General features: G+C 72.1%; 9 protein-coding genes and 2 pseudogenes. 3 read left to right on the top strand and 8 right to left on the bottom strand.

Translation table 11 applies throughout. The features are described 5' to 3' along the window. Window positions 1–37: 37 nt before the first annotated feature. Complete coding sequence (locus AC1RN0_RS03850) at window positions 38–931, bottom strand: EamA family transporter (protein ID WP_492786105.1); 894 nt, start codon at window positions 929–931, stop codon at window positions 38–40. Between the two features lie 358 nt (window positions 932–1,289). Here AC1RN0_RS03850 and AC1RN0_RS03845 point away from each other — a divergent pair. From AC1RN0_RS03845 to AC1RN0_RS03835, 3 genes and pseudogenes are all read left to right on the top strand, one after another. Next, window positions 1,290–2,819: pseudogene (locus tag AC1RN0_RS03845) on the top strand (PAS domain-containing protein); the annotation flags it as partial. A 117-nt stretch (window positions 2,820–2,936) separates the two neighbouring features. Next, window positions 2,937–3,644: pseudogene (gene pleC, locus AC1RN0_RS03840) on the top strand (cell cycle histidine kinase PleC); the annotation flags it as partial. A gap of 240 nt (window positions 3,645–3,884) precedes the next feature. After that, window positions 3,885–5,150 (top strand): tyrosinase family protein, encoded by a 1,266-nt coding sequence (locus AC1RN0_RS03835; RefSeq protein ID WP_492786104.1) that lies wholly within the window; start codon window positions 3,885–3,887, stop codon window positions 5,148–5,150. A gap of 9 nt (window positions 5,151–5,159) precedes the next feature. Here the strand turns inward: AC1RN0_RS03835 and AC1RN0_RS03830 are convergent, their stop codons facing one another. The 7 genes from AC1RN0_RS03830 to AC1RN0_RS03800 all read right to left on the bottom strand — a co-directional run bounded on the left by AC1RN0_RS03830 (window position 5,160) and on the right by AC1RN0_RS03800 (window position 12,299). Beyond that, window positions 5,160–5,708: a periplasmic heavy metal sensor gene (locus tag AC1RN0_RS03830; protein ID WP_492786103.1), complete on the bottom strand. Its 549-nt coding sequence runs from the start codon at window positions 5,706–5,708 to the stop codon at window positions 5,160–5,162. Continuing rightward, a complete protein-coding gene (locus AC1RN0_RS03825) occupies window positions 5,705–6,121 on the bottom strand; it encodes a hypothetical protein (RefSeq protein ID WP_492786102.1) in 417 nt (138 codons plus the stop codon). The genes AC1RN0_RS03830 and AC1RN0_RS03825 overlap by 4 nt, the downstream gene beginning before the upstream one ends. Before the next feature lie 4 nt (window positions 6,122–6,125). Continuing rightward, the gene (locus AC1RN0_RS03820) at window positions 6,126–6,674 is read right to left on the bottom strand and encodes an RNA polymerase sigma factor (protein WP_492786101.1); all 549 of its coding nucleotides are present in this window, start codon (window positions 6,672–6,674) and stop codon (window positions 6,126–6,128) included. Window positions 6,675–6,730: 56 nt separating this feature from the next. Further along, entirely contained in the window at window positions 6,731–7,168 is a 438-nt protein-coding gene (locus AC1RN0_RS03815) for an EF-hand domain-containing protein (protein ID WP_492786100.1), read from the bottom strand. A gap of 62 nt (window positions 7,169–7,230) precedes the next feature. Then, window positions 7,231–10,119 carry a bifunctional [glutamine synthetase] adenylyltransferase/[glutamine synthetase]-adenylyl-L-tyrosine phosphorylase gene (locus AC1RN0_RS03810; protein ID WP_492786099.1) on the bottom strand — a complete coding sequence of 963 codons (2,889 nt, stop codon included), beginning with the start codon at window positions 10,117–10,119 and terminating at the stop codon, window positions 7,231–7,233. Between the two features lie 83 nt (window positions 10,120–10,202). Next, the gene (locus AC1RN0_RS03805) at window positions 10,203–11,609 is read right to left on the bottom strand and encodes a sensor histidine kinase (RefSeq protein WP_492786098.1); all 1,407 of its coding nucleotides are present in this window, start codon (window positions 11,607–11,609) and stop codon (window positions 10,203–10,205) included. 18 nt (window positions 11,610–11,627) lie between these two features. Further along, the gene (locus AC1RN0_RS03800) at window positions 11,628–12,299 is read right to left on the bottom strand and encodes a response regulator transcription factor (RefSeq protein ID WP_492786097.1); all 672 of its coding nucleotides are present in this window, start codon (window positions 12,297–12,299) and stop codon (window positions 11,628–11,630) included. Window positions 12,300–12,408: the final 109 nt, after the last annotated feature.

The following is a 12,408-nucleotide window of genomic DNA, read 5'->3' as shown; positions in this document are numbered from 1 at the left end:
CCTCCGGGCGGTCCCCCTCCCCTCTGCGAGGGGAGGATCACCGCGCGAAGAAGACCGCCTTCACCCGCGGCCAGAAGGTGTTCAGCGCCAGGCCGGCCATGACCAGGCCGGCGGCGGCCAGCTTCCAGCCGGGCAGCGCCTCGTGCAGGAACACCGCCGAGGCGGCCATGCCGAACACCGGCACCAGCAGTGACATCGGCGCGATCGTGGCCGCCGGATAGCGGGCCATCAGCCAGCCCCAGACCGCGTAGCCGAACATGGTGTTGCCGACCGCCTGCCAGACCACGGCCGCCCAGGTCAGGGTGTCGGCGCGCGCCAGCCCGGCGCGGATCGCGGGCCAGCCCTCGAAGATCAGCGAGAACGCCAGCAGCGGCGGGATCGAGAACAGGCTGGCCCAGACCACATAGGCCAGCATGTTCACGCCGGGCGTGCGCCGCGCGACCAGGTTGCCGCCGGCCCAGCCCATCGCCGCGAGCAGCACCAGGGCGATGCCCAGCGGCGTGGCCGAGCCGTCGGTGCGCCAGATGATCACCGCGATTCCGGCGGCGGCCAGGGCCAGGGCGGCATACTGGAACGGCCGCACCCGCTCGCCGGTCAGCCGCATGGCGAGCGCGATGGTGAAGAAGGCCTGGGTCTGCACCACCAGCGAGGCGAGGCCCGGCGAGATATGGCCCTTCATGGCGATGAACAGCATGCCGAACTGGCCGGCCCCGATCAGCACGCCGTAGGCCGCAAGGTTGCGCCACGGCACGTCGGGCTTCTTCAGGAACAGCGCCGCCGGCAGGAAGGCGACGCTGAACCGCAGGGTGGCGAACAGCAGCGGCGGCAGGTGGTCGAGGCCGATGCGGATGACCACGAAGTTCGAGCCCCACACGGCCATGACCGCCAGCGCCAGCAGCGCGTGTCGCAGGGACAGGGAAGCGGGATTCATCGGCGGGCGGCTCCGGTCGGCGAGCGTCTGGTCTAGGCCTTTGCCGCCGGTTCGACACCGCATTTCTGCTGTGGACGGGCTCAGCATTCCTGCCCGTTTCGGGGTGCCCTGTGAGTCCCCGGCGCCATGCTGTGCGGCCTTGTGACTCAGACGGTGGACAATTCGTCCATTCCTCCGTGACGCGAAGACTCCGCTTCCGTAAGATTCCCTTCACGGGGAACTGACTCGGGCTTGGGGAAAAACGTTGGCGGGCAAGCGTCGCAAGGCAGGAAAGGCCGGCGAGCCATCCTTTGCCGCGTCGCAGAGCCGCGCCCCGTCGGGCGCCTTCGTGCGCATCGCCATCCTCGCCGCCGTGGTCATGCTGGCGGTGTTCGCCGCCGTCGGCATCGTGCGCTACCAGCGCGGCTGGGCCCTGACCCCGGCCTCGGGGGGACCGGACGCCGCTGCCCAGATTCTCGCCGCCCGCCTCGACGCCCGCCTCGCCGAGCGCGGCGGCGGCCTGGCTACGGCCGTGGAACTGCTGGGCCGGTCGCCCGACGGACCGATCGACGCGGCCGAGAGCGCCCTGCGCGCCGCCGGCCCCGGCGTCGCCGCCGTGGCGGTGGTCAGCGGCGACGCGGTGGCGGCCATCGCCGGCCGGGCCGACGCCGCCGACTGGAAGGGCGCCGCCCGGCTGGCCCAGGCCTCGGGCAAGTCGCAATGGGCCGGAACCGCGGCCGGCGACCCCGGCCGCCTCTACATCGCCCGCATCATTCCCGGCCGCGCCGTGGTCCTGACCGCCGAAGACCTGGCCCGACTGCCGCTGGTCACCTCGGACAAGGGCGCCTCGGCCATCGCCACGCCGGACGGCCGGATTCTCGCCGGCGCGGGAGTCGGCGGGGTCAGCCAGGCCAGCACCGTGCGCGAGGCTTTCGGCCTGTCGCCCGGCGACCTGCGGTCCGACACCCTGGTGCGCGGTCGCCGCCCCGACGGGGTCACCGTCGACGTCGCCAGCCAGCCGGCGGCCGACGGCCTGCTGACGGCGCTGGGCGGCGCGCCGCCCGTCGGGCCGATCGAGGCCAACCAGGAGCGGATCAACGGCATCGTCTCCCTGCTGGTGCCGCTCGGCATCGGCATCGCGCTGGCCCTGCTGCTGTTCAGCCAGAGCCGCAAGGCCGAGGCGGCGCAGCGCGCCTTCATCGAGAGCGAGCAGCGCTTCCGCATGGCGGTCGAGGCCGCCCGCTGCGGCATCTGGGAATGGGACCTGGTCGAGGACCAGGTGTTCATGTCCGACGTCACCGGGGTGATCTTCGGCTGGGGCGGCGGCGGCGTCGTCAGCGGCCAGGAGGTGCTCGACCGCGTCGCGCCCGACCACCGCGAGCGTGTCCGCCAGGCGCTGGCCCACGCGGCGGCCTACGGCGCCTTCGACGTGTCGTTCCGCGTGCCCGACCGCCAGGGCGGCAAGTCGATCTGGATCGACGCCCGCGGTCAGGGCTTTGGCCAGGCGGGCGAGGACGGCCACCACCGGATCATCGGCGTGGCGCTCGACGTCACCGAGGAACGGCTGGCCCAGGCCCGCGCCCAGGCCGCCGAGAACCGCCTGCGCGACGCCATCGAGAGCGTGTCGGAGGCCTTCGTCCTGTGGGACCGCGCCGGCCGGCTGCTGATGTGCAACCGCAACTACCGCAGCGTCTTCAACCTCGAGCCCAAGATCCTCAAGCCGGGCGCCGCGCGGGACTACGTCAACCGCTTCGTCCAGCTGGCCATCAAGCAGGAGATCGCCGGCCCCGAGGGCGTGCGGGGCATCCGCGAGGCCGAGCTGATGGACGGCCGCTGGGTGCAGATCTCCGAGCGCCGCACGGCCGAGGGCGGGCTGGTCATGACGGCCACCGACATCTCCGCCGTGAAGGCCCAGGAGGAGGCCCGCCGCCTCAACGAGGAGCAGCTGCAGAACGCCGTGGTCAGCCTCGAGCGCAGCCAGGAACAGCTGGCCGAGCTGGCCCGCAAGTACGAGAACGAGAAGGTCCGCGCCGAGGCCGCCAACAAGGCCAAGAGCGAGTTCCTCGCCAACATGTCCCACGAGCTGCGCACGCCGCTCAACGCGGTCAACGGCTTCAGCGAGATCATGATCGCCGAGATGTACGGCCCGCTCGGCGACCCCCGCTACAAGGAATACGCCGGCGACATCCACAACAGCGGCCAGCACCTGCTGGCCCTGATCAACGACATCCTCGACATGTCGAAGATCGAGGCCGGCAAGATGAACCTCAAGTTCGAGCCGCTGAACCTCGAGGAGGTCACCGAGGACGCCGTCCGGCTGGTGCGCAACCGCGCCGAGGCGGCCGGGCTGTTCCTGAGCGTCGACTTCCCCTTCCTGCCGGAGATCGAAGCCGACTACCGGGCGGTCAAGCAGGTTCTGCTCAACCTGCTGTCCAACGCCATCAAGTTCACCCCGCGCGGCGGCCGCGTCACGGTCCGCGCCGAGGTCCGCCAGGACACGCTCGGCGAGCGGGTGCGGGTCTCGGTGTCCGACACCGGCATCGGCATCAGCAAGGATGACCTGGCGCGGCTCGCCCAGCCGTTCGAACAGGTCGAGAGCCAGCACAGCAAGACCACCCAGGGCACGGGCCTGGGCCTGGCCCTGACCAAGTCGCTGATCGAGCTGCACGAGGGCGCGCTGGAGATGGACAGCACCCCGGGCGAAGGCACCACGGTCAGCTTCATCCTGCCGATCCGCCGGATGCAGGGCGTCATCGCGGCTTAGGGGCCGAACCCATCGGAGCCGAAGGGGACAGGTTATCCTGTCCCTCGGGACTGGATAACCTGTCCCCGCCAGCGCGATCAGGGGACAGGGCAAGCCGCCCCGGGGCACAGCTTGACCAGTCCCCTGACGTCGAGGGTGTGATCGCGGCCTGGGACCGCCCGTCGCGAGAACGGGTTTGACACCCACCGCGGGCGGCCATCCACTCACGCCATGCGGGGCGTTCTGAAACCTGACCGGCGCACGATCCTGACCGGCCTCGCGGCGACGGGCCTCGCCGCCGCGCCCTTCGCCTCGACGGCGCGCGGCGCCGGCGCCCTGCGCGTCCGGCGGTCCATCGGCTCCATGCGGCCGGATGATCCCGACCTCGACGCCCTGCGCCGGGCCGTGCCGATCCTGCGCGCCAACGGCCTGTGGCAGGCCCAGGTCGCGGTCCACGCCGACATGCGCAACCGCCAGCACACGTCCTGGCGATTCCTGCCCTGGCACCGGCTGCTGATCCTGCATTTCGAGGAGATGGTCGCCCGCGTCAGCGGCAAGGCCGACTTCGCCCTGCCCTACTGGGACTGGGGCTGGGACCCGTTTCCGCAGATTTTCTACACCGACCCGGCCTTCGTCATGCCGAACCGCACGGCGCCGCCGGGCATGGTCATGGACAGCCGCTGGTTCACCTCAAAGCTGGACGACCCGTTCGCGGCCTATTTCGGCGCGCCGCGCGATCCGGGCGGTCAGGACGGCGGTCCGCGCTACATGGCCGGCTCGGCCGAGTGGAGCGGCCACAACCTGATGCACGGCTTCGTCGGCGGCGACATGAACGACCTGCAGCGGGCGCCGAACGACCCGGTCTTCTGGCTGCACCACGCCAACATCGATCGCAGCTGGGCCCTCTGGCGCGCCCGCAACCCGGGCGAGGTCTATCCCCAGGCCTGGCGCGACGAAGTGCTGGAAGGCCTCCTGGACGCCGAAGGCAGGCCCGCGCCGGCCATGACGATCGGTCAGACGGTCGACCCGTTCACTCTCGGCTACAGCTATCCGCAGGACTCCTCCCTGCCGCCGCCGTTCGAGCCGCCGGCCCGCCCGGCCTCGTCCCGCCGGCAGCGCTACGCCCTGGCGGCCAAGGTCGTTGCGCCCAACGCCGGGGTGATCCGCATTCCGGCCGACCTGGCCGACCGGCCCTCCGTGCGGGCCGCCGGGTTCATCGAGATCGCGTGCGACCCCGGCAAGTCGTCGATGATCACCGTCTCGGCCAGGCGCATGTCGGACGGCGCGCAGGTGTTCCACGACACCATCTTCGCCATTCCGATGGGGGTCTGCTTCGAGGCCCTGGCCTATCGCATCAACCTCGACCGGGTCTGGGGACCGGCCGGCACGAAGGGCATCGAGTTGCGCCTCGACATCACTCCGATGCTCGGGCCGGACAGCGGGACCAGCGCCTCGGTGCTGACCCGCGCGATCCTCGACATCGACGCGCCGGTCTGACGCGGAGACTCAGGGCCCGGCCGCGGGCGCCGGCGCCTCCGTCGGGACCGCGTCCTGCTGGCGCGCCTCCCATTGTCGCTGGAAGCGCTCGTTGACCATCCGGTTCATCGCCGCCCGCATCGCTTCGGCGAGGTTGGCGCGCTCCTCCGGCGGCAGGGTGGCGGCGAAGAGGACCATGTCCCGCTCCAGCCGGGCCCGGGCGCCGACCTCCAGCGCGCGGGCGCGATCGAGGTCGGCGGCCACCTGTTCGGCGTCGAAATGGTCGGAGGCCATGGCGTTGAACGCCCGGCGCTTGATCGCGCGGGCCTCGCGGACATCGCCGACCTTGTCCATCAGGGCCTTGCGCAGGACGGCGTTGAACGCCGGCCGATATTGCGGCGACAGGGCCCGGGCCGACGCCCAGAACGGCAGCGGCGCGCGCCCCTGCCCCTGGACGACCACCGGAGCGGGTTGCATCAGTCTTGGCCCCAGCGCCCAGGCGCCGACGCCCAGCCCGACCAGAAACAGGTTGAGGGCCAGCGACCCGAGCAGGCCGTAGAGCAGTCGGCGATGGCTCACGAATCCCCTCCCGCGTCGTCGGCCAGGCCGGCGCTGTAGACCGCCGCCAGCAGCACGGCGTCCTCGCCCGCGCTGGTCACCGACAGATTGACGCCGATCAGGATGCCGGCCACGGCGACGGCGGCCAGGCCCAGGCCGACCCCGGCGCCGGCGAACCAGCGGCGGGCGGGCGTCCGGACCGTCCGTTCCCGCGGCGCGGCGGCGACTACGGCCTGGCGCAGGGCCCGGCCCGGCGATGGCCGCTCGACCGCGTCGAGACTGTCGTCGAGGTCCCGCGCCTCGGCCAGGATCCCGCCCGTCTCGTCCGGCAAGGCGGCCAGCAGGGCGAAGGCGGCGTCCTGTTCGGCCGCGGGCCAGCGGCTCAGCGAGCCGCCATAGGCCTCGGCAAGCGTCCGGAAGCGTTCCAGGGTCATCGTCCTACTCCCTCAGGTCGGCCAGCGCGGCGCGCAGGGCCCGTCGCCCCCGCGCCAGCAGGCTTTCCAGCGCATCCACCGTCACCCCCATCAGGGCGGCGGCCTCGATATTGCTCAAGTCCTGGTAGTGGCAGAGCACCACCGCTTCTCTCTGACGATCGGGCAGGTCCGCCAATGCGGCGGAAACCCGCAGGCCGGTATCGCGGGCCAGCAGGCCCCGGTCGGCCGCCGGGCCGGTGTCGACCTGTTCCGGCGGCTCGGCCATCGCCACCTCGCGGCGGCGTCTCAGCCGGTCGTAGCAGAGGTTCAGCGCGACCCGGTGCAGCCATGTGTCGAACCGCGCCGCGCCCGGAACCCAGGTCGGCGCCTGTTTCCAGGCGCGCAGGAAGACCTCCTGCGCCACATCCTCGGCCTCGGCGGCGTCGTTCAGCATGCGGTGGGCGAGCTGCAGCATGCGCGGCAGCTTGCGGCCCACCAGCGCCTGGATGGCCGCCGGATCGCCGCGCCCCACCCGCACGATCAGTTCCTGGTCCGGATCGCCGCCCGTCGCCAAACTGTTCCCCACGCCGCCAGCGCGCCCCCCGGCCCGCCGCCTGGCGAGACGCTGGATCAATGACCGCCGCCACCCCGGCCGCCCATGCCGCCGCTGCGCATCGCGGCCAGCTCCGTCGCACTCAGCGCGCCGTCGCCGTTGACATCGGACCGCTGGAAGCGCCGTTCGACCATCTTCTCGATTTCCGGCCGCGTGAGGAAGCCGTCATTGTTGGCGTCCATCATGCCGAACATCATCCCGGAGCGGCCGCCGCCCTGGCCCTGGCCGCCGCCCTGACGCATGGCCGCCATGCCGGCGTCCAGCTCGGTCTTCGACAGCTTGCCGTCCTTGTTGGCGTCAGCCCTGAGCATCATCTTGACGCGGGCGGCCTTGAATTCGGCCAGGCTGACCTTGCCGTCGCCGTTGGCGTCCATACGGGCCCCGGGGGCGCCTTGGGCCAGGACGGCGCCGGCGGACAGGGCCAGCAGGACTGCGGCCAGGGGAATCGTCTTCATGTGCGGCTTGCTCCGTTATGCACCCCGACGGTTGAACGCCCCGCCGCGCGGCTTCCGTCGCCTCAGGCGCGGGTGATCGCCTCGAACGCCGCGCGGGCCCTGTCGCGGGATTCCGTCAGCCGCTTGCGCAGGGCCTTCAGCGTCCGCGTGCCGCCCGCCCGGGCCAGCAGGGCCTGCAGCCCCCTGGGTTCGGCGTCGGGATCGGCGGAGTCCTCCAGCGCCAGCTTGAGCAGCTGCGACAGGTCCTGCTGCAGGGTCCAGGCCTCGGCCAGATCAGTCAGGGCCGCCGCGTCGCCCAGTCCGGCCGCCGACAGGGCGGCCAGGGCGTCGCCGGTGTTCTGCGCCAGCGGCCCGCCCGCCGCCGCATGGACGATCTGCAGGTGCTGGGCCGCGAACTCGACATCGACCAGCCCGCCGGGCGTCAGCTTCAGGTCCCAGAAGCCCGACGGCGGCCGTTCGGCCTCCAGCAGCGCCCGCATCTCGCGCACGTCGGCGGCCGTGCGCGCGGCATCGCGCGGCCGGCGCAGCGCCGTCTCGATCGCCCGCGCGGCCTGGTCGGCGAAGGCGGCCGAGCTCGACCAGACGACGCGTGCGCGGGTCAGGGCCAGCATCTCCCAGGTCTCGGCCTCGCGGTCGTAATAGGTCTCGAATGCGTTCAGGCTGACGGCCACCGGCCCCTTGCTGCCGGTCGGGCGCAACTGCATGTCGACCTCGTAGAGGCCGCCCTCGCCCGTCGGGGCCGACAGGGCCGCGATCAGCCGCTGGGTGAAGCGCGCGTAGAAGGTGTCGGCGCTCCAGCCCTTGGTGGCCGACATCCCGGCGGGATCGTTGGACCGGTAGAGCGTCATCAGGTCGAGGTCGGAGCGGGCCGTCATCTCGCGGCCGCCGCACTTGCCCAGCGCCACCACGGCCACCTCGCCGTCGAACGCCCCGGCCTGCCGTTCGGTCTCGGCGAGGGCGGCGACCGACAGCCCCTTGATGCACAGGTCGGCCAGCTCGGCGAAGGCGGCCCCGGCCTGGGCGGCGCTGGCCGTGCCGCTCATCACCTGCACGCCGACGCGGAAGGCCTGCTCGCGGTGCACCCGCCGCGCCGCATCCATCGCCCCCTCGAAGCCCTCGGCTTCGGCCAGGGCGCGGTTGAACCAGGCCTCGCCCTGGCCCGCCTCGAACGGCTGGAAGAAGGCGCTGTCGAGCAGGGCGTCGAGCGCCGCCGGCCGCCGGGCCAGCGTCTGGGCCAGCTGCGGCGCATAGGCCATCACCTCGACGATCAGCTGGAACAGCTTCGGCTGGGCGAGGAACAGCGACTGCACCTGCACCCCCGAGGACAGGCCGCTGAAGAAGTCGGCGAACCGGTTGAAGGCGGCGTCCGGCGCGCCGGTCGCCTGCACCGCGTCGAGCAGCCGCGGCGCCAGCCGGGTGAACAGCTCACGGCCCCGCTCGGTGCGGGTGGCGGCGATCCGGCCGTGATGCCAGCGGCGGATGGTCTGCGACACCTGCGGCGGGTTGGAGAACCCCATCCGCTTGAGCGTGGCCAGCGTCTCGGGATCGTCCTCGACGCCGGTGAAGATCAGGCTGCCGAAGCGCGACGACAGCTCCTCCTCGCCCTTGAACAGATCGCCGTAGATGGCGTTGACGCCGCGCAGGATCTTGCCGACGGCGGCGTCGAAGCTGCGCAGGTTGTCATGGCCCCACAGGGCGGCGACCCGTTTCCGGTCGGCGTCGGACTCTGGCAGCCTGTGCGTCTGGTCATCGGCCAGCATCTGCGTCCGGTGCTCGAGCGCGCGCAGGGCGTGATAGGCGATGGTCAGCTCGGTCGCCGCCGCCTGGGTCACGTGGCCGGCCAGCGCCAGCGCGGCCAGGGCGTCCAGCGTGCGGTTGGAGCGCAGGTCCGGATGCCGTCCGCCGAGGATCAGCTGCTGGGTCTGGACGTAGAACTCGATCTCGCGGATGCCGCCCCGGCCGAGCTTCAGATCGGCGCCCTTGGCGGTCAGCCGGTCGTCGACCTTCCAGGCGTGGATCTGCCGCTTGATCGAGTGAATGTCGGCGATGGCGGCGAAGTCGAGGTTCTTGCGCCAGACGAACGGCAGCAGCTCCTCGAGGAAGGCCTCGCCCGCCGCGATGTCGCCGGCCGCCGCCCGCGCCTTGATGAAGGCCGCCCGCTCCCAGTTCTGGCCAACCGATTCGTAGTAGGCGAAGGCCGCCGGCGCCGGGACGGCGGGCGGCGTCGACGACGGGTCCGGCCGCAGCCGCAGGTCGACGCGGAACACATAGCCGTCGGCCGTCCGGTCCTGCAGCGTGCGCGCGACGCCGTGGGCGATGCGGACGGCCTCGTCGCCGGCCTCGACGCCCTCGGCCAGCGGCAGGCGCTCGGGCTCGTAGAAGAAGCTGATGTCGATGTCGCTGGAGTAGTTGAGCTCGAACGCGCCGTGCTTGCCCAGCGCGATGATCATCAGGCCGGGGATCGGCCCGGCGGGACCGGGCTCAACGGCGACCAGCCGCCCGCGTTCGATCTCGGCCCGCGCGGTCAGGGCCACCGCGGCGTGCAGGGCGGCGTCGGCGAACCGGGCCAGCGCCCCGGTGACCGCGTCCAGCCCCCAGACGCCGCCCAGATCTGCCAGGGCCGTCAGCAGGTGCAGGTCGGCCTTGAGTTCGCGCAGCACCCGCCGGCCGGTCTCGTCGTCCGGCTCGTCGGCCTGGGCACGGGCCAGGTCGAGAATGCCGGCCAGGCGTTCGACGGGATCGCTTTCCAGCGTCTCGCGCAAAGCCGCCGGCCGCCGCCGCGCCAGCGAGGCCAGATAGGGCGAGGCCCCGAACACCGGCGCCAGCGCGGGCCAGGCTGTGTCCAGCGCCTCCCCTCCGATCCGCGCCTGCAGCACCTCATGGGCGCGCCCGGCGGCCTTGGCGTCAAGAACGGGTCCACAGGGGCGCAGGCGGTCGGCGAGGCGAGTCATCCGTCCAGAGTGCGCGCGACGGAGCCGCGAGACCAGCGCGTCAGAGGCCGGGTCGCAGATCGCCGACACGGCCTCGAATTCAACTACTCCACCCGCGGCAGTACGATCGCCACGCGCAGGCCCGGGCCGAAGCCGTCGTACTCGCCGGGGCCCTCGTCCAGCTCCAGCCGGCCGCCGTGCGCCTCGGCCACGGCCGCGACCAGCGACAGGCCGAGGCCCGAGCCGGGTTCGCTGCGGCTGTTCTCAAGCCGCACGAAGCGCTGGACCACGCGGGCGCGGTCTTCCATCGGCACGCCGGGGCCGTTGTCGGTCACCGAGAACTCGATCTCGCCCGACGAACGGCGACGCACCCGCATCATCACCGCCCCGCCGACCGGGGTGTACTTGATGGCGTTGTCGATCACGTTGGCCAGGGCCTGGGCGAGGATCGGCCGGGCGGCCTTGACGGTCAGGCGCGGGATCAGCTCGGCCTTGAAGTCGATGCCTTTTTCCTCGCACAGCGGCTCGTAGAGCTCGGCCATATCGGCGGCCAGCTGGCCGGGATCGAACAGGGTCTGGTCCGGCGCGCTGCCGGCGGCCTGCAGCCGGGCGATGGCCAGCACGGCGTTGAAGGTGGTCAGCACGTTGTCGGCGTCGTCGAGGGCCTGGATCAGCGCCTGTTTCGGATCGCCCTTGCCGGCCTCGACCTCGATCAGCGCCGCCTCCATGCGCGCCCGCAGGCGCGTCAGGGGTGAGCGCAGGTCATGGGCGATGGCGTCGCCGGCGTGGCGCAGCCCGCCCATCGACCGCTCCAGCCGGTCGAGCATCTCGTTCATGCCGCTGGCGAGCTCGTCGTATTCGTCCCGCGCGCCGCGCACCCGCGCCCGGGCCTTCAGGTCGCCGGCGCGCACGGCGGCGATGGTGTCGTTGAGCCCGGCCATGTGGCGGCTGACGTTGCGGCTGACCATCACCCCGCCGGCCAGGCCGAGCAGGATGACCAGCGCCCCGGCGCCCCACAGGGCCCGCACGATGCCGGTGACGAACCCCTCGGACTCGCCGACGTCGGCCCCGACGAACAGCACCTCGCCGCCCTCGAGCCGCTCCTGCAGCCCCCGCGCCGGCCGCTTGACCTCGCCCCCGTCAAGGTCGGTGTCGGTGACCTGGAAGGTCGTCCAGTTCTCGCCCGGCGCCGTCTCCTTGCCGATCGGCGACTCCTCGATCGAACCGGTGATCTTCTGGCCCTTGCGGTCGAGCAGCAGGTAGAGGAACGGCCGTTCGCCCACGGCCCGCTCGATCAGCGCCTGGTTCAGGGCCGGCGAGCCGCCGCGGCGATAGATGGCCTCCAGCGAGTTCATCTCCCGGCGGATCTCGTCGTCGGCCCGCCGCGTCACCTCCCCGGCCGTGGCCAGGTAGGCATAGGCCAGGAAGGCCGCCGCCGCGGCCGCGAACATGGCCAGGAACAGCAGCGTCAGCCGGAACGGCGTGGTGCGGAATATCCGGGGCAGGCGCATGAGCTCGCCGCCGACCTCCTACGGGTCGAGCCGGTAGCCGGCGCCGCGCACGGTCTGCAGCATCTGGCGGTCGAAGCCCTTGTCGATCTTCGAGCGCAGGCGGGAGATGTGCACGTCGATGACGTTGGTCTGCGGGTCGAAGTGATACTCCCAGACCTTCTCCAGCAGCATGGTGCGGGTCACCGACTGGCCGGCGTGGCGCATCATGAACTCCAGAAGCTGGAACTCGCGCGGCTGCAGGTCGATCTCGGTGGTCCCGCGGTGCACGGTGCGGGCGATGAGGTTCATCTCGAGCTCGCCGACCTTGAGGGTCGTGGCGACCGCCCCCGTCTCGCGACGGCGCGACAGGGCCTCGACCCGCGCGATGAGCTCGGGAAAGGCGTAGGGCTTGACCAGATAGTCGTCGGCGCCGGCCTTCAGCCCGTCGACGCGGTCGCCGACCTCGCCCAGCGCGGACAGGAACAGCACGGGGGTGGCGTCGCCCTCGCGGCGGATGGTCTCGACCACCTGCACGCCGTTCATCTTGGGCATCATGCGGTCGACGATCAGCACGTCGAAGCCGCGCTTCTGGGCCTCGGCCAGCCCTGCCGCGCCGTCGGGCGCGTGGGTGCAGTCATAGCCGGCCTCGGACAGACCGCGCGACATCGCCTCGGCCGCTTCGAGATCGTCCTCGATAATCAGGATTCGCATCATTAGCCCCGCCAGGGTCGGCGACGGGAATCCGCCGACAGACGGACCCTACTCCGCGGGCGGCGGCGATCTCAACATACGATAGTGTAATGCGTCGCCCCGCCGGAAT

Source organism: Caulobacter sp. GW821-FHT12F03 (assembly GCF_058806855.1).
The sequence above is the reverse complement of the archived record's forward strand: the minus strand, read 5'-3'. Positions and strand labels throughout refer to the sequence as shown.